Consider the following 17,207-nt stretch of genomic DNA (forward strand, 5'->3'; position numbering starts at 1 on the left):
GATCAAGCCGCCTCGACGAAACGATGACGCTCATAGAGGAACTCAAGCACGCGCTGGCGGCACTTGAGGTAGATCGGGTTGGACGCCAGTTCGAGCCGCTTGCGCGGGTGCGGCAATGGCACGTCCAGCACTTCGCCGATCCGTGCGCTCGGGCCGTTTGTCATCATCACAATGCGGTTGGACAGCAGCACGGCTTCATCGACGTCGTGGGTGATCATCATCACCGTGTTGTTGAGCTTCTGGTGCAGCGCCATCACCGAATCCTGGAGATGGGCGCGGGTCAGAGCATCGAGCGCGCCGAACGGCTCGTCGAGCAGCAGGACCTTCGGCTCCATCGCGAGCGCACGGGCGATGCCGACGCGCTGCTTCATGCCGCCCGAAATTTCCGAGGGACGCTTGTCCTTGGCATGGGTCATCTGCACGAGATTGAGATTATGCAGCACCCATTCATCTCGTTCGGCGCGGGTCTTGGTCTTGCCGAACACCTTGTCGACGCCGAGACGCACGTTGTCATAGACCGTCAACCACGGCAGCAGGCTGTGGTTCTGAAACACCACGGCGCGATCCGGTCCCGGGGAATTCACCTCGCGGCCTTCGAGGAGCACGCCGCCCTGGGTCGCAGTGGTCAAACCAGCGACGATGTTGAGCAATGTGGACTTTCCGCATCCGGAGTGGCCGATAATCGAGACGTAATCGCCCTTCTCCACGGTGAGATTGATATCCTTCAGCACTTCGCTCTGCGTCGAACCGCGGGTGAAGACCTTATCGACGTGATCGAGCTTGAGATAAGCCATTGTCATCCTCCGTTAGTTGGCCTGAGCGCCGCGGGTCGCGATGTTGCCGATGAAGGCCACCATGCGATCGAGCACAAATCCGACGATGCCGATGTAGGCGAGCGCCACGAAGATGTCGGACAGCCGTGACGAGTTCCAAGCGTCCCAGATGAAGAAGCCGATCCCAACGCCGCCGGTGAGCATTTCAGCGGCGACGATGGCGAGCCATGACAGGCCGATGCCGATGCGTAAGCCCGTGAAGATATAAGGCGCCGCCGACGGGATCATGATCTTCCAGAAGAACTCGAGCGGATTCAGCCGGACCACAGCGGCGACGTTGCGGTAGTCCTGCGGAATGTTGCGGATGCCGACAGCGGTATTGATGATGATCGGCCAGATCGACGTGATGAAGATCACGAAGATGGCCGACGGATTGCTGTCACGGAAGGCCGCGAGCGAAATCGGCAACCACGCCAGCGGCGGAACCGTGCGCATCACCTGGAAGATCGGATCGAGGCCGCGCATCGCCCAGACTGACTGGCCGATGATCGCGCCGACCAGCACTCCGACCACGCTCGCAAGGCCGAAGCCGACAGCGACGCGCTGAAGTGATGTCAGCACGCGCAGACCGAGACCGATATCCTGAGGCCCGGCGACGAAGAACGGATCGATGATCAGGTCCTTGGCGTCGGCCCAGATGCGGGACGGCGACGGCAACGTCGCGCCCGGCTTCATGCAGAGGATCTGCCAGACACCGAAGATCAGCACGAGCATGATGAACGGCGGGACCACACGGGCTGCTAGCGCACGCAAATTCGGAAGCAGCGTGTCCGTCAGGAAGCTGCGGGATGACTTCGGCAGCGGGACGACCGCGGCGCTCGAAGCCGGCGACGGCGCCGGTGTCGGAAGAGTGCTGGTCGTTTTGGCGAGCGGCATGTTCATGAGATTGCCTCGGTTGTGTTAGGTGCGGGCCGCCCATGCGTGGGGCGGCCCGCAGGGTCTCAGGCATCGATACGCTTGATCGACAAACTCTTGAGGTACGCCGACGGATTTTCAGGATCGAAAACCTTGCCATCGAAGAAGGTTTCCTTGCCGCGCGACGTGCTGGCCGGAATGTCGGCCGCGGCAACGCCGAGTGCCTTAGCCGCAGACTTCCAGAGGTCTTCACGGTTGACCTTGTCGACCAGCGCCTTGACGTCCGTCGTCGGCTCGAACTTGCCCCAGCGGATATCTTCGGTGACGAACCAGGCGTCATGGCTCTTGAACGGGTAGGACGCGTGGTCCTGCCAGAACTTCATGAATTGCGGCGTGCCTTTCACGAGGCGGCCGTTACCGTAGTTGATGTCGCCATTGGCACGGCCGATGATGTCGGCGACCGGCACATTGAACCACTGACGCTTTCCGACGATCTCCGACATTTCGGCGCGGTTCGCGGGCTTGTCGCACCACTGCTGCGCTTCCATCACGGCCATCAGGATGGCCTGCGTCGCCTTCGGATATTTGTCCACGTAGTCGGCGCGCAGGCCGAGCGCCTTTTCCGGGTGCTTCGACCAGATTTCACCGGTGGAGCAGGCGGTGTAACCGATGCCCTGGTTGACGAGTTGTTCGCCCCACGGCTCGCCGACGCAGAACGCGTCCATGTTGCCGACCTTCATGTTCGCCACCATCTGCGGCGGCGGAACGACGATGGTCGAGACGTCCTTGTCGGGATCGATGCCGCCGGCGGCGAGCCAGTAGCGGAGCCATAGGTCATGGGTGCCGCCGGGGAAGGTCATGGCGACCTTCACTTCCTTACCTTCGGCCTTCTTCTTGGCAAAGGCTTCCTTCAGCGCGGATGCGTCCGCGGTGACCTTGAGATCCTTGTAGTCGTTGGAGACCGAGATCGCCTGCGCATCGAGATTGAGGCGTGACAGGATGTACATCGGCGTCGGCACGTTGTTCTGCGTCACCTTGCCCGCCGAAATCAGATACGGCATCGGCGTCAGGATGTGTGCGCCATCGATGCCGTTCTTCTCGCCCCCGAGGACGAGGTTATCGCGCGTCGCGCCCCAGGACGCCTGCTTGGTGACTTCAACGTCCGGCACGCCGTGCTTCGCGAAAATTCCCTTTTCCTTGGCGATCACCAGGGGCGACGCGTCCATCAGCGCGATGTAGCCGAATATCGCCTTGGTCACTTCCGGTCCGGCGGTCTGCGCGAATGCGCCGCCGGGAAAATTCAGTCGCGCCGCAGCCAGCAGCGCCGCCGTTCCCGCACCGGCCTTGAGCAGCGCACGGCGGCTCATCTTGCTGTCCATCGCCATTCCCGCTTTGCCCCGCTTCGTGATCTTGGTCATCGTGTCTGGTGTCCTTGTTCGGTTGCCGTTGTCCTGTTGCCCTGTCGGTCCGCCTGCGCTCACGTCCTCGTCGCCCAAACAAAAAGCCGCCCTCGAGGTGCGCGAGTGCGGCTCCTCGAGACAGCGGCGTTGCTGCGTGGCTCATCGTGGAGCCGTAGGCCTTCGTCCTGACCTGCAACTACCTATTCAAGGATCGTGCCAGCCGCGTGCGACGCAGCAAATTCATATTTTTCAGGGAGTTATGTTGGTGCCTTTGCAGAAGGCAGCTACCTTTGCGGGCCTGCCCCGACGGCAAATGCCCGCTTTTTGCGCGGCGCACAAAATTTGTGCAGGTAATATTGAACTAGGAATCGCTGCTAGGGCTGACGCCGCTTTATGGCGACTGAGGCAAGATGCGCGCTGACGTTATTGGCGTCGAACGACGGACCATCAAAGGCCCCTACGCCGTCCTGGACGCTGTGTACCGGCACCTTCTGTACCCCGAGGGCCGCGTCGTAAAGATCAGGTCGGAAGACCTTTTTCGCAGTCTCCAGCGCCTCCGGCGAGTAGGCCGCTTGCCCCCAGCGAACCATCTGGGCGTAAAGCCATGCGGCCTGCACGGGATCGGGCCGCGCCGCGCCCTCGCGGCCGATCAGGAGATAGCGCCCGCTTTCGCGGAATGTCCCGTCGGGCGAGATCTTCAGCCGTCCGTCGAGCGTGCGCCGGATGACCTCGGGATCGACGCCTATCCGTTCAGGGGCCCCCAGAATGCGGGACACCTCGGCCCGGTTATCCGGATTTTCTATGAAATCTGCGGCGCGTCCATGCGCGCGCGTCAACTTTGCGAGGGATTCCGGATTTTCCAGAGCCCACCTCTCGCGCACCGCCAGCACCTTTTCCGCTGCGCGTTCGAGAATGTCCGAGACGTAATGCAGGATGTGCCCGACGCCGAGATCGACCGCGACCGAGTTCCATGGCGCGCCGACGCAGAAGGCATCGACATGGCCATTGGCCAGGCTGTCCACCATGTAAGGCGGCGGCAGCACCACCAGCCGCACGTCCTCGTCCGGATCGACGCCACCGGCCGCCATCCAGAACCTGAGCTGGTAGTTGTGGGTCGAGAACGGGAACGTCATGCCGAACGTCAGCGGTTCGCCCCCGCTCTTTCGCCGGGCTGCGACAACCCGCGCCAGCGCCTTCGCGGTCACCAGTGGATGGGCCGGGTCACCATCAGCCTCGCCGATGATCGCGGCGTGAAGCGCCGGGGACACCGTGATGGCATTGCCGTTCAGCCCGAGATTGAAGGGCGTAACGATCGGCACCTTGACCTGGGACAGGCCGAGCGTCGATGCGATGGCGACCGGTGCCAGCAGATGCGCGGCGTCGAACAGGCCGATGTTGAGCTTGTCGCGGACGTTCGACCAAGACACCTCGCGCACCAGCGTGACATCAAGGCCCTGAGCCGCGGCGAAGCCCTTGTCCACGGCAACGATCAGCGCGGAGGCGTCCACCAGCGGGATGAATCCGATCCTGAGCGGTGTATCTGTCATTTCAACAACTCCGCCGCCGTAATGATCGATTGGGCGATTTCGCCGATCTTCTTTTTCTCGCGCATGGCGGTGGAGCGGATCAGCACATAGGCCTCTTCCTCAGTCAGCCCCTTCGCCTTCATCAGCAGGCCCTTGGCGCGATCGAGAATCTTGCGGTCTTCCAGCGCCGACTTGGTGCGGTCCAGTTCGTCCTGCAATTTGGAGAAAGCGTTGAACCGCGAAATGCACAGGTCGAGGATCGGTTTGATCCGCTCCTTCTTGAGCCCGTCGACGATGTAGGCCGACACCCCGGCCTCGACCGACTGCTGGATTGAGGCGGCGTCGCTTTGGTCGACGAACATGGCAATCGGCCGCCGCACCGCGCGGCTGACCTGGAACATCTGTTCCAGAACGTCGCGGCTGGGGTTTTCAAGGTCGATCAGGATGACGTCGGGATCGATGCGATAGATGCGCGCCAGGAGATTGTGCATCTCCGGAATGTGCTCAACACTGGTAAAGCCCGCGTCGCGCAGCCCCTCCTTGAGGATTGCAGCTCTGATCGGGCTTTCGTCGACGATGACTATCTTGAACGACGAATCCGCAGCCATTCAGTACTCGCATTCCGGCAAAACAGTCCTAGCATGCCCGCCCGCTCGGCTTAAAGCCTTGTATTTAGGGCAGATCAGGGATAGCTCCTGCATTCTCCCAACAGGTCGGAAGCTATGGAACAGGGCGTCGCCCCAAAAGTCAGTTTTGTGTCGCTTGGATGCCCCAAGGCTCTGGTGGATTCCGAGCGCATTATCACGCGGCTGCGGGCCGAGGGTTATGAACTGGCGCGCAAGCATGACGGCGCTGACCTGGTGATCGTCAACACCTGCGGGTTCCTCGACAGCGCCAAGCAGGAATCGCTGGGCGCCATCGGTGAAGCCATGGCCGAGAACGGCAAGGTCATTGTCACCGGCTGCATGGGCGCGGAACCGGAACAGATCGAGAAGGCCTACCCGAACGTTCTGTCGATCACCGGACCGCAGCAATACGAAAGCGTGCTCGACGCCGTGCACCGCGCGCTGCCGCCGCTGCACAACCCGCACATCGATCTGGTGCCGCCGCAGGGCATCAAGCTGACGCCGCGCCACTATGCCTACCTGAAGATTTCCGAAGGCTGCAACAACCGCTGCACCTTCTGCATCATCCCGAAGCTGCGCGGCGATCTGGTCTCGCGGCCAGCCAACGACGTGTTGCGTGAAGCCGAGAAGCTTGTCGTGGCCGGCGTCAAGGAATTGCTGGTGGTGTCGCAGGACACCTCCGCCTACGGTGTCGACATCAAGTATGCGACCAGCATGTGGAAGGACCGCGAGGTCCGCGCGAAGTTCTTCGACCTGTCGCGTGAGCTTGGCGAACTCGGCGCGTGGGTGCGGCTGCAGTACGTCTACCCCTACCCACATGTCGATGAAGTCATCAGCCTGATGACCGAGGGCAAGGTGCTGCCCTATCTCGACATCCCGTTCCAGCACGCCTCACCTGAAGTGCTGAAGCAGATGCGCCGCCCGGCATCGCAGGACAAGACGCTCAATCGTATCAAGAAGTGGCGCGAGGAATGTCCGGATCTCACGCTGCGCTCGACCTTCATTGTCGGCTTCCCCGGCGAGACCGATTCCGATTTCCAGTATCTGCTCGACTGGCTCGATGACGCGCAGATCGATCGCGTCGGCTGCTTCAAGTACGAGCCGGTCGCGGGCGCGACCTCGAATGCCATCGAGAACCCTGTGCCGGAAGAGATCAAGACCGCGCGCTGGAATGCGCTGATGGCACGTCAGCAGAAGATTTCCGCGCAGCGCCTCAAGCGCAAGGTCGGCACCCGTCAGCAGGTCATCATCGATGAAGTCGGACCGACCGTGTCGAAGGGACGCTCGAAGGCCGACGCGCCGCAGATCGACGGCAATGTGTATGTGTCCAGCCGCCGCCCGTTGAAAATTGGCGACATCGTCACCGCGAAAATCGATCGCGCGGATCAGTACGACCTGCACGGGACCGTGGCGGGGTTTTAAAAGACTTCTTCGTCATTGCGAGCGAAGCGAAGCAATCCATCGCGTGGTGCAATAGAGTGGATTGCTTCGTCGCGAGCGCTCCTCGCAATGACGGAAAGCTACGGCTTCAAAATCCCCGAGCCCGTGGTCACGCGGCTCTCGAGATCGCGGTGCGCCTTCTGTGCATCCTTCAGCGCATAGGCGTGATTGATCGGTACATGCAGCGTGCCGCTGATGACGGCGGCGAACAGCGTATCCGCACCCTCCATCAGCTCTTTGCGCGTTCCGACGTAATCATTCAGCTTCGGACGGGTTGCGAACAGCGAGCCGTGATTGTTGAGCTCGGCGATGGAGAACGGCGGCACCGGCCCCGATGCGTTGCCGAACGACACGAACAGGCCGCGCTTTCTGAGTGACTTCAACGATCCGGCGAACGTGTCCTTGCCGACGCCGTCGTAGACCACATCACAGAGTTCACCGCGGCTGATCTGCTTCACGCGTTCGGCGAAATCTTCCTGATTGTAGAGGATGACGTGATCGCAGCCGTTGGCCAGCGCGAGCTTCGCCTTCTCCTCGGTGCCGACAGTGCCGATGACGTTCGCGCCCAGCGCCTTGGCCCATTGGCATGCAAGCAGGCCGATGCCGCCGGCTGCTGCGTGGATCAGCACACGATGACCGGGCTCGACCTTGAAGGTTTTGTGCAGCAGGTACCAGACCGTCAGCCCCTTGAGCATCAGCACCGCCGCCTGCTCATGCGAGATGTGATCCGGCAGCTTCACCAGCTTGTCAGCGGGAATGTTGCGCTCGGTCGCGTAGCCGCCGAGATTGAAGTAGTACGCCACGCGATCACCAGGATGGAAATTGGTCACGCCCGGACCGGCAGACACCACTTCGCCAGAGGCCTCGTTGCCGACAACGAACGGCAGGCCCGGCGCTTTATAGAGACCGGTACGGTAATACGTGTCGATGAAGTTCAGGCCGATGGCGTGCTGGCGGATGCGGACCTCGCCAGGACCGGGCGGAGGCACCTCAACATCCTCGTAGATCATCACTTCCGGACCGCCCACCTGATGGACGCGCACAGCCTTGGTCATGGTTTCTCCCGGCCTTTTCTCAAGCAATCTCAACCGGGAGCGAAGTCCATCGGCAGCGAATTGTCAACGCGGACCAAAGCCGCGCCGGATCAGCCTTTTTGCAGGCTTGTCCGCTTCCTGCGATTGCGCTTGGCAAGAATGTTGAAGAATTCAACCGACGCCGAGAAGCAGATCGCCACGTAGATGAACGCGCGCGGAATGTGAAAGTGGAATCCGTCCGCGACCAGCGCCACGCCGATCAGAACGAGGAACGCCAGCGCCAGCATCTTTGTCGTCGGGTGCTCCTTCACGAACGCGGCAACAGGTCCGGACGAGACGTACATAACGCCGACGGCGATGATGACAGCGGCGACCATGATCTTGATATCGTCCACCATCCCGATCGCGGTGATGATGGAATCGATCGAGAACACAAGATCGATGACGATGATCTGGATGATGACCCAGAAGAATGCGCTCGGCGTGGCCTTGGCGGTTTCCTCGACCTCCTTGGCTTCAACCTCGGCATGAATTTCATGGGTCGCCTTGGCGATCAGGAACAGGCCGCCGACGATGAGGATAATGTCGCGCCACGACAGAGCGAATTTCGCGACAGTGATAACCGGCTGAGTCAGACCAATCAGCCAGACCAGGATGCTCAAGAGCGCAATCCGGAAGACCAGCGCCAGCGCCAGGCCGATCTTGCGGGCGCGCTCTGCCTGTTCGGGCGGAATGCGCGATACGATCACCGACAGGAAGATCACGTTGTCGATGCCAAGCACGATTTCGAGCGCCGTCAGAGTCAGCAGCGCGGCCCAGGCTTCGGGGCTCGTCAATAATTCCATCATGCGCGGTTCCCACCAAACAGTCTGATCAACACGTCACTTAAAAGAATGTATGCGCCGATGGCGCACAGCACGGCTGTGACCCACCACGACACCTCGAAATTGGCGGCGATCGCGATCACTGCCAGTACCGCCCAGATGACCAGCAGCGCGATGTTTAACTCGCGGAACCGGGTGGTCCGCAGCGGATGCATCACATTGAACGGCACGAAGGTCAGCGCGACCAGAATGGCGAGCGCGATGCTGCCGACTGCCGCCGGAGGCTTGAGCAGGAACAGGTAAAACGCTGCTGCATTCCACAGCGCCGGGAAACCGCGGAAGTGATTGTCGTCGGTCTTCATCCGCCGGTCGGAAAAATACAGCGCACCGGAAATGACGATGGCCGCGCCAAGCACATATGTCGCCAGCGGGATCAGAAGACCGCTGGCGGTGATGGCATAGGCCGGCACAAACACGTAGGTCAGGAAATCGACCACCAGATCGAGCGTATCGCCGGACCAGTTCGGCAGCACGTCGCCGACGTTGAGCCGCCGCGCCAGCGGCCCGTCGAGACCGTCGATCAGCAGCGCCAACCCAAGCCAGCCGAACATCCCGGCCCAGTGTTCCCTGACCGCCTCCAGCATCGCGATCAGCGCAACCGCGCCGCCCAGCGCCGTGAAAATATGAACACCGAACGCGGTCACGCGCATTCTGGCGGGAAACGGAGGCTGATGCTGCGGGCCGGGCTCGCTCATGTACTCTCGTAACTAACAGGATTCCCGGTACTTTGCATATCCGGTGCCGGCGGATTCGATTGTGACAGGCGCGAACCGGATTTGCCTTAAATGCCCCCTACGATGACAACGTGATATCCATTGTGACACCGGAAAAATCCGGCGATAGGTAGCCTATGACCGAGCCTCGATCCGCCTCGCAAAACCATCACGCCGCCGTTGTCGGTGGCGGCCCCGCCGGGCTGGCCACGGCCATCGCACTGGCCCAGGCCGGCATCGATACCGTTCTGGTCGCGCGCCGCTCGCCCTATGCCGACAACCGGACCACGGCCTTGCTCGGCGGCTCGGTGGATTTTCTGCAATCGCTGGATATCTGGCGGCGCTGCACCGGCGACGCCGCCGCGCTGCGCACGATGCGGCTGGTGGACGACACGCGCCGCCTGATCCGCTCGCCGGAGGTGAAGTTCTCGTCCGACGAGATCGGTATGGAGGCATTCGGCTACAACATCGAAAACCGTCTGCTGATGGTTGCGATGGAAGCGCGCGCGGCCGAACTGCCAAATCTCGCGCGCGTCGATGATGACGCCCAATCCGTCGTCGCCAACGAAACGTCAGTCATTATCACCACCAAGGACGGTCAGACCCTTAGCGCAGCGCTGGTGGTGGGCGCCGATGGACGGCACTCACTGTGCCGGGAGGCCGCCGGCATTGGCGTCAAGCGCCGCGATCTTGGTCAGTCGGCATTGACCCTGAACGTGACGCATACCCGCCCGCACGGAAACTGCTCGACCGAGTTTCACACCGAGTCCGGTCCCTGCGTATTTGTGCCGCTGCCCGGCAACCGGTCCAGCATCGTCTGGGTGGTGAAGCCGGACGAAGCCGCGCGGTTAAAGAACCTCGACGAGGACGCACTCGCCCTTGCCGCCGAGCGCCAATCGCATTCGATCCTCGGCAAGCTGACCGTCGCGCCGGGACGTCACGTCTTTTCGTTGGCGATTGAGAATCCCGATCATCTTGCCGCGAAGCGCATCGCGCTCGTCGGCGAGGCTGCGCATGTGCTGCCGCCGATCGGGGCGCAGGGTCTCAACATGGGACTGCGCGATGCGGCCGATCTGGCGGAGATCGTGCGCGATGCACTGTTGATGGGCAGTGACCTTGGCGACGACACGATCCTGCGACGTTACGCCCGCGCACGCCGCGCGGACGTGTTCAGCCGCACCTTTGCGGTGGACATGGCAAACCGCACCTTGCTCAGCGATTTCCTGCCGGCGCAATCACTCCGGGCCGCCGGGATGCACGTGCTGAACACGGTCGGTCCGATCCGGCGGCTTGCAATGCGCGAAGGACTGTCGCCCTCGTGGCGCGGACGTTAGCTCCGGGCACAGGTCCTTACCGAACCGGCACCAGATGCACGCGATCGATTGTGCCGCCGCTGGTGGCAAAACTCTTCATCGCGGCTTCGATCAACGCATCGACCTTGGCAACATCAAAAGCCGGGGCGGCGGCATTCAATTCCAGATCGGTTTCGACAACCAGCACCGTCTCCACGCCGTCCTTGTCGATTTCAATCGTCGTCCGGATGCTTTTGGCATTGGGATTGTCAATCGTCATCGGAATGCTCCTTGCGATCCGCCGGAGCATAGCACAGCCGCGTTTCTATGGCGGCACCGTCCGCTGGCCAGGAGTCCACCAGATCACGGAAAAATCATGCCGTTCTTGATCATCCACATGACGCTGGTCAGCGTCACCACGGATACGAACGTGCCGATCAGAACCAGCGTCGAGGCCGGTTCGATCCAGGTATCGTACTGACGCGCGATCACGAACACGTTGAGCGCCGGCGGCAGTGAGGCCAGCAACAGCGCGGTCGCAGCCCACTCCATCGGGAACGGACCGAGCAGGATCAAAAGGCCGAACACGATCAGCGGATGCAGGATCAGCTTGACGGCGATGACCCCCGGCACTTCCCATGGCACGCGCTCGAACGGCCGCAACGCGACGGTCACGCCGAGCGCGAACAGCGCGACCGGTGCGGCAGCGCTTTGCAAAAACTGAAACGTGTTGTCGAGCGCGACCGGCACCGGGACATGGAAGGCCGCGACCAGCACACCGAAGTAGGACGCAATGATGAGCGGATGCAGCAGGATCTGTTTTGCAACAAGTCCGATGGTCGGTAGCAGCGGCCGCCGCTCGCCGTCCGTCAGCACCATCAGCAGCGGCACGGTCGTAAACAGGAAAATGGTATCGAAACAGAAGACCAGAGCGACGGGTGCCGCGGCCTTCGCGCCCAGCGTGGCAAGCGCCAGTCCCGGTCCCATGTAGCCGATGTTGCCGTAGCCCCCGCCGAGGCCCGCCATCGCGGATTCGCGAGTCGAGAGCTTTGCGATGAATTTCGCGCCGAACATCGACAGGAAGAATGCGCTCGCGGTCGCAAGCGTCGTGGCGATCACGAATGGCGGATTGTTCAGTTGCTCGAACGGCGTTCTTGCAAGCGTTCTAAAGAACAGCGCCGGCAGCGAAACGTAGAGCAGGAAGAAATTCATCCACTCCAGGCCAGCTTCCGGAAGACGTTTATATTTCCCGCAGGCATAGCCGATGAAGATCAGCCCGAAATACGGGAGAGCGAGATTTAGAATATCGATCATTGGGATACGCTTATTATGCCGCGCGGCACCAGAGAACCGACTGCGGCGCAGGGGAGCCCCTCACCCGCCCGATTCAGGCGTAAACCCCTAGCATCGGCCACAATCATGGTCTATTCGACGGAGGATGATTAAAGCTCGCACCGCCAAGTTTCAGATCGGCCAGATCGTTCGCCACCGGATTTTCTCTTTCCGTGGGGTGATTTACGATATCGATCCGGAATTCAACAACACGGAAGAGTGGTGGCTGTCGATCCCGGAAGAGATGCGGCCCCACAAGGATCAGCCGTTCTATCATCTGCTGGCCGAAAATTCAGAGTCCGAGTACGTCGCGTACGTCTCGGAACAGAACCTGCTGCCTGACGAGTCAGGCGAGCCGATCCGGCATTCGCAGGTCGCCGAGATTTTCGTCAAGGACAAGTCCGGCAGCTATCGTCCGCGCAATCCATCGCTGAACTGACGGCTTAGGCCTAAGCCTGCTTCCGTCCGTCCCGCTCCTTCACCAGCGCTTCAAGCTCCTCGGTCTGCTGCGCGATGCGATCGGCGTTGCGCTCCTCGTTCTGGCCGCCGGACACCGCCGCCGCCTGCTCGATGAGTTGCCGGATGTTGTCCCGCACGATGGCGATGCGGTCTTCGAGTTCGGGAAGCGAGAGTGCACTGTAGTCGGACATGAAGTTCTCCTGTGGCGGTGCGCCATGCATCGCTCATTCTGCAACGCGCAGCGAACTATGCCCGTTCCGTAGCCAATAAAAAAGGCGCGCATTGCTGCGCGCCCTTTGTTCGTGTGCGAAAGACCGCGTTACTTCGCGGCGGGATTGGCGGGCGGAGCCGCGTTTTCCAGCTTCTGGCGGGCTTCCGCCGCGCGCTTCTGAAGCTCTTCCTGCAGCTTCTTCTGGGTCTCTTCAAACACCTTCGGGTCGGTCGGCGGGCCGTCGTAGGCCTTTGCGAACTCGGCAAGCGGAAGCGCCAGGGTCAGCGGGGCGCCGTTGGCGTTGATCGCCTGCACGACGAGGTTCTGGCCCTTCTTCATCTGGCCCAGCATGTCCGGGGTCACTTCGTAATCCGACATGCAGCCGTTGGCGAAGCAGATCACGTAGGGGCTCTGCTGCGGCGCGTTCTGGTCGACGATAATACGGGTGCCGTGCACGAGCTGCATGCCGAGCGGCAGGGTGACGCGAAGCAGCTTCTTCGGCTCGCCTTCCGGCTCGATGATCACGGCGGCAACGACAGGCTGGCCGGATTCGATGCGGCCGTCCTTGCCGGTGAAGCACACCTGCTTGGCGTTGGCATCCTGGCCCTTCATGCAGAACTTGGTCCAAGGCTGGTAGATCAGCTGCACCTGCTGGTCAGCCGGAGGCTGCTGGGCAGCGCCCGCGGCAGGAGCCTGCTGAGCGGCCGGAGCCGGTGCCTTCGGTGCGGCCTTCGGAGCAGCCTTGGGAGCAGCAGCCTTCGGAGCCGGAGCGCCAGGGGCTGGCGCGGGGGTCTGGGCCTGGGCGCCGGAAATGCCGGCAGCGGCCAAAAAGGCGCCCGCGGTCAAAGCGGCGAACACCCGGCCGCGCGGCAAGGCCTGCGCGGCCAAGATACGGAAATTCATTGTGGAAAACCCTTTCTGAACCTTAACGCCCGCTCCCGTTCGGGGCCCGGATGCCTGTTTGTTCGGCGGCTGTCTCGGAGCCAATTGAGGCGGTTACGTGACAGTGCCCGCAGCCTTCCTCGAATAGCCCGCCTTCAATACAACGGCGAACGAAAAGATCAATGCCAACAGTGATATTTGCGGGTCGTAACCCGTATTATCGGGGTTGAACGTGGTAAATTTTCGCGTGAAGTCAGCCGAATCAAACCGGGTGCCATCCGCAGTGCGCCGCAGCGGCCAAAGCTGGGCGCGAAACCTTGGCTGCGTGGCACTGATCTGGGCCGGACTAAGCGCGACAGACCTCCGGGCCGAGCCCACGGGCCAACGAGATTCCCCAGTTCCGGCTCACGGTATCGCCATGCATGGCGTCCCGGCCCTGCCCGCGAACTTCGCTCATATGCCTTACGTCAATCCCGACGCGCCAAAGGGCGGCCGGATCATTTTCGGGCTTCTCGGCGCGTTCGACAGCCTCAATCCGTTCATCGTGAAGGGCATCGCGGTTCAGCAGGTCCGCGGTTACGTCATCGAAAGTCTGCTGGCCCGCGGCCATGACGAGCCGTTCACGCTCTACGGTCTGCTCGCGCAAACCGTCGAGACCGACAGCAACCGGACCTATGTCACGTTCCGGCTCAACCCGCTGGCGCGGTTCTCCGACGGCAAGCCGGTGCTGGCGGCGGACGTGCTGTTTTCCTGGCAGTTGATGCGTGACAAGGGCCGGCCCAATCACCGGCTGTATTACGCCAAGGTCGAAAAAGCCGAAGCGCTGGACGAACGTACCGTGCGGTTCGATTTCGGCGGCGCAAACGACCGCGAATTGCCGCTGATCCTCGGCCTGATGCCGGTCTTTCCGAAGCACGCCATCGATGTCGCAACCTTCGAGGACACATCCCTTACCGGTCTGATCGGCTCGGGCCCCTATCGGATCACCGGCGTCCGCGCCGGGCAAAGCGTGACCATGACGCGCAATCCGGACTATTGGGGCCGCGACCTGCCGATAAACCGCGGCGTATGGAACTTCGACGAGGTCCGTCTGGACTACTATCGCGAAGCCAACGGCGCGTTCGAAGCCTTCAAGCGCGGCCTCTACGATTTCCGGATCGAGAACGAACCCCTGCGCTGGCACGAAGGTTATGATTTCGCCGCAGCCCGCAGCGGCGAAGTGGTGCGAGATACGGCCAAGCCTGGGACGCCGCAGCCCTCTGAATACCTCATCTTCAATACGCGCCGTCCGGTGTTCACGGACATTCGCGTTCGCGAAGCATTGACGCTGCTGTTCGACTTTGAGTGGATCAACCGCAACTACTTCTTCGGTCTGTATGGACGCTCGGCCGGATACTTCGCAGGCTCCGAGCTGTCCGCCTACACCCGCCCGGCAGACGCGCGCGAGAAAACATTGCTTGCGCCTTATGCGGCAAGCATCCGCCCCGACGTGATGGACGGCAGCTACCGCCTGCCCGTCACCGATGCCTCGGGGCGCGATCGCGCATCACTGCGGGCGGCGCTCGCGCTACTGGCACAGGCCGGTTACCAGCTCGACGGCACGGTGCTGCGGCAGAAAGCCAGCCGGAAGCCGTTGACGTTCGAGATCCTGGTCACCACGCGGGATCAGGAGCGCATCGCGCTGGCCTATTCCCGCGATCTCAAGCGTGCCGGCATCGACGTGGCGGTGCGCGCCGTGGATGGGGTGCAGTTCGACCAGCGCCGCCTCGCCTTCGACTTTGACATGATCCAGAACCGGTGGGACCAGTCGCTCTCGCCGGGCAACGAGCAGGCATTCTACTGGGGCAGCGCTGCTGCCGATAATCAGGGCACCCGCAACTACATGGGGGCGAAGTCACCGGCCGTCGATGCCATGATTGCCGCCCTTCTCGAGGCACGCGAGCAATCCGGCTTCGTTCCGGCCGTCCGCGCGCTCGACCGGGCGCTGATCTCGGGCTTCTACGCTATCCCGCTTTATAACGTTCAGCAGCAATGGCTCGCGCGGTGGAATCGGATAGAACGGCCAAAGGCCACTGCGCTCACCGGGTATCTGCCGGAGACGTGGTGGCAAAAGCCGGGCGCGAAAGCGCCTTAGATGACCTCTTGATGTCGTGACCGCGTGAGCGAGACCTTGCAGACCACGCCGACCTCAGCAGCGACCTCGTCAGGCGCGCCGCTGACGCTCGACGATCTGTTCCGGCGCACGGTGCTGCGGCAACCCGACGCGATCGCGCTGATCGACCCGCCGAACAAGCACCGCGTCACCGGCACCCAGCCGCAGAAACTGACGTTCGCGCAGGCCGATCAGGCCGTCTCCGCCATCGCAGCGCGCTTTGTGGAGGCCGGGCTGCCGCCGGGCTCGATCATCGCCCTCCAGATGCCGAACACTGTCGAGTTCGCGGTGACCGTGCTGGCCGCACTTCGTGCCGGCTTGGTGGCGGCGCTGCTGCCGCAGCTCTGGCGGCAGTCGGAACTGACCGGCGCGCTCAACCGGATCGGCGCCCGCGCCATCGTCGGCGTCAGTCGCATCGAGATTGTGGATCATGCCGAACTCGCCCTGAACGCGGCGGTCGAAGCCTTTTCGATCCGCCATGTGTTTGGCTTCGGCGACGATCTGCCGGAAGGCATGGCGCCGCTCGAAATCACGACCAGTGGCATGAATGGCTGGCTGCCGCCTGCGCCGCCTGATGCGCGCAGACCGGCGATCATAACGTTTGACGTCACGCCGGATGGATTTCGTGCAATTCCGCGCAACCATCTGCAATTGATCTCGGGTGGTCTTGCGATCTTCCTTGAAGCCGGCCTCCCGCAAAGTGCAAGGCTGTTGTCCGCGATTGCGCCGGCATCGTTCGCAGGCTGCGTGTCGTCCGTGGTGACCTGGTTGCTCAGCGGCGGATCGCTGGCGCTGCATCACCCGGCGGACCTGCAGGTTCTTGAACAGCAGATCGTCGACGAACACCATGACACACTGATCGCGCCCGCCCCGCTGGCGCTCCGGCTTGCGGAGAGCGGAACGCTGGCGCGGCCCCAGGTCGCCATCAGGAACGTCATCGGACTGTGGCGCACGCCGGACCGCGTCATGGCGAGCGAAGACTGGCAGGATACCGGCACCACGCTCACCGATGTCTATCTGTTCGGCGAAGCCGGCCTGTTCGCCGCCCGGCGTCTCACCGACGGCGCGCCGGTGCCGATCACACCTGGCTCGTTCAGCGCACCACGTGGCGCGGCAAGCTCGAAAGCCATCGGCGAGATCATCGTGACCCCGAAGGCGACGCTCGCACTGCGCGGCACGATGGTGCCGGTCACGGCCTATCGGATTTCATCTGACGACCCGCTGAAGGAAGCGGCTGCTCCGGACTACGTCGATACGGGATATGCTGCGCATGTTGATCGTACGACAGGCGCCATCGGCATCACCGCACCGCCCGTCGGAATTGTCGGTGTCGGCGGCTATCGCTTTCTCGCGCAGGATCTTGAGTCATGGGCGAAACGGCTCGCAGCAGGCGCGATGCTGACCGCATTGCCTGATCAACTCAACGGCTTCCGCCTCGCCGGACGCGCCGGAGATAACCGCCGCGCGCGCGAAGCGCTCGGCGAACTGGGCCTGAATCCACTGATGGTGGATGCATTCCGCGACCGTTCCAGCGGAACCTGAGCCCCTCATTTCATCGATCGCATTGA

General features: G+C 62.4%; 17 protein-coding genes. 5 read left to right on the forward strand and 12 right to left on the reverse strand.

The window, feature by feature from the left end; all coding sequences use genetic code 11:
• Positions 1 to 2: 2 nt before the first annotated feature.
• The 5 genes from AC1Q67_RS20790 to AC1Q67_RS20810 all read right to left on the reverse strand — a co-directional run bounded on the left by AC1Q67_RS20790 (position 3) and on the right by AC1Q67_RS20810 (position 5,222).
• Complete coding sequence (locus AC1Q67_RS20790) at positions 3 to 794, reverse strand: ABC transporter ATP-binding protein (RefSeq protein ID WP_492236512.1); 792 nt, start codon at positions 792 to 794, stop codon at positions 3 to 5.
• 12 nt (positions 795 to 806) lie between these two features.
• Entirely contained in the window at positions 807 to 1,709 is a 903-nt protein-coding gene (gene ntrB, locus AC1Q67_RS20795; protein WP_492237147.1) for a nitrate ABC transporter permease, read from the reverse strand.
• A 65-nt stretch (positions 1,710 to 1,774) separates the two neighbouring features.
• Entirely contained in the window at positions 1,775 to 3,106 is a 1,332-nt protein-coding gene (locus tag AC1Q67_RS20800; RefSeq protein WP_492236511.1) for a CmpA/NrtA family ABC transporter substrate-binding protein, read from the reverse strand.
• A 356-nt stretch (positions 3,107 to 3,462) separates the two neighbouring features.
• Complete coding sequence (locus AC1Q67_RS20805) at positions 3,463 to 4,635, reverse strand: CmpA/NrtA family ABC transporter substrate-binding protein (protein WP_492236510.1); 1,173 nt, start codon at positions 4,633 to 4,635, stop codon at positions 3,463 to 3,465.
• The gene (locus AC1Q67_RS20810) at positions 4,632 to 5,222 is read right to left on the reverse strand and encodes an ANTAR domain-containing response regulator (RefSeq protein ID WP_024577996.1); all 591 of its coding nucleotides are present in this window, start codon (positions 5,220 to 5,222) and stop codon (positions 4,632 to 4,634) included. Before AC1Q67_RS20810 ends, AC1Q67_RS20805 begins: the two co-directional genes overlap by 4 nt.
• 114 nt (positions 5,223 to 5,336) lie before the next feature.
• Between AC1Q67_RS20810 and rimO the strand changes: the two genes are divergently transcribed.
• Positions 5,337 to 6,662, forward strand: coding sequence for a 30S ribosomal protein S12 methylthiotransferase RimO (gene rimO, locus AC1Q67_RS20815; RefSeq protein ID WP_492236509.1), 1,326 nt, complete (start codon positions 5,337 to 5,339; stop codon positions 6,660 to 6,662).
• 98 nt (positions 6,663 to 6,760) lie between these two features.
• Here rimO and AC1Q67_RS20820 read toward each other — a convergent pair whose 3' ends face one another.
• The 3 genes from AC1Q67_RS20820 to pcsA all read right to left on the reverse strand — a co-directional run bounded on the left by AC1Q67_RS20820 (position 6,761) and on the right by pcsA (position 9,293).
• Positions 6,761 to 7,735 carry a quinone oxidoreductase family protein gene (locus tag AC1Q67_RS20820; protein WP_492236508.1) on the reverse strand — a complete coding sequence of 325 codons (975 nt, stop codon included), beginning with the start codon at positions 7,733 to 7,735 and terminating at the stop codon, positions 6,761 to 6,763.
• Positions 7,736 to 7,824: 89 nt separating this feature from the next.
• On the reverse strand, positions 7,825 to 8,562 hold the full coding sequence (locus tag AC1Q67_RS20825; RefSeq protein ID WP_024577999.1) for a TerC family protein: 738 nt from the start codon (positions 8,560 to 8,562) through the stop codon (positions 7,825 to 7,827).
• Positions 8,559 to 9,293 carry a phosphatidylcholine synthase gene (pcsA, locus tag AC1Q67_RS20830; protein WP_492236507.1) on the reverse strand — a complete coding sequence of 245 codons (735 nt, stop codon included), beginning with the start codon at positions 9,291 to 9,293 and terminating at the stop codon, positions 8,559 to 8,561. The genes AC1Q67_RS20825 and pcsA overlap by 4 nt, the downstream gene beginning before the upstream one ends.
• A gap of 155 nt (positions 9,294 to 9,448) precedes the next feature.
• Here pcsA and AC1Q67_RS20835 point away from each other — a divergent pair, with 155 nt between their 5' ends.
• Entirely contained in the window at positions 9,449 to 10,645 is a 1,197-nt protein-coding gene (locus AC1Q67_RS20835; RefSeq protein WP_492236506.1) for a UbiH/UbiF family hydroxylase, read from the forward strand.
• A gap of 16 nt (positions 10,646 to 10,661) precedes the next feature.
• Here the strand turns inward: AC1Q67_RS20835 and AC1Q67_RS20840 are convergent, their stop codons facing one another.
• Both AC1Q67_RS20840 and AC1Q67_RS20845 read right to left on the reverse strand, forming a co-directional pair.
• Positions 10,662 to 10,883 carry a hypothetical protein gene (locus AC1Q67_RS20840; protein WP_024578002.1) on the reverse strand — a complete coding sequence of 74 codons (222 nt, stop codon included), beginning with the start codon at positions 10,881 to 10,883 and terminating at the stop codon, positions 10,662 to 10,664.
• An 83-nt stretch (positions 10,884 to 10,966) separates the two neighbouring features.
• Positions 10,967 to 11,917: an AEC family transporter gene (locus AC1Q67_RS20845; protein ID WP_024578003.1), complete on the reverse strand. Its 951-nt coding sequence runs from the start codon at positions 11,915 to 11,917 to the stop codon at positions 10,967 to 10,969.
• Between the two features lie 124 nt (positions 11,918 to 12,041).
• Here AC1Q67_RS20845 and hspQ point away from each other — a divergent pair, with 124 nt between their 5' ends.
• A complete protein-coding gene (gene hspQ, locus AC1Q67_RS20850) occupies positions 12,042 to 12,374 on the forward strand; it encodes a heat shock protein HspQ (protein ID WP_006020612.1) in 333 nt (110 codons plus the stop codon).
• 10 nt (positions 12,375 to 12,384) lie between these two features.
• Here hspQ and AC1Q67_RS20855 read toward each other — a convergent pair whose 3' ends face one another.
• Together AC1Q67_RS20855 and AC1Q67_RS20860 are read right to left on the reverse strand one after the other, a co-directional pair.
• Positions 12,385 to 12,585 (reverse strand): hypothetical protein, encoded by a 201-nt coding sequence (locus tag AC1Q67_RS20855; protein WP_024578004.1) that lies wholly within the window; start codon positions 12,583 to 12,585, stop codon positions 12,385 to 12,387.
• 128 nt (positions 12,586 to 12,713) lie between these two features.
• On the reverse strand, positions 12,714 to 13,508 hold the full coding sequence (locus AC1Q67_RS20860; RefSeq protein ID WP_024578005.1) for an invasion associated locus B family protein: 795 nt from the start codon (positions 13,506 to 13,508) through the stop codon (positions 12,714 to 12,716).
• 397 nt (positions 13,509 to 13,905) lie between these two features.
• Between AC1Q67_RS20860 and AC1Q67_RS20865 the strand changes: the two genes are divergently transcribed.
• Both AC1Q67_RS20865 and AC1Q67_RS20870 read left to right on the forward strand, forming a co-directional pair.
• Positions 13,906 to 15,621, forward strand: a complete 1,716-nt coding sequence (locus tag AC1Q67_RS20865) for an extracellular solute-binding protein (RefSeq protein WP_492236505.1) — start codon at positions 13,906 to 13,908, stop codon at positions 15,619 to 15,621.
• A 36-nt stretch (positions 15,622 to 15,657) separates the two neighbouring features.
• Positions 15,658 to 17,181, forward strand: a complete 1,524-nt coding sequence (locus AC1Q67_RS20870) for an AMP-binding protein (protein WP_492237146.1) — start codon at positions 15,658 to 15,660, stop codon at positions 17,179 to 17,181.
• The last annotated feature ends 26 nt before the right edge of the window (positions 17,182 to 17,207 follow it).

The organism is Afipia sp. GW823-FHT06G09, from assembly GCF_058794875.1.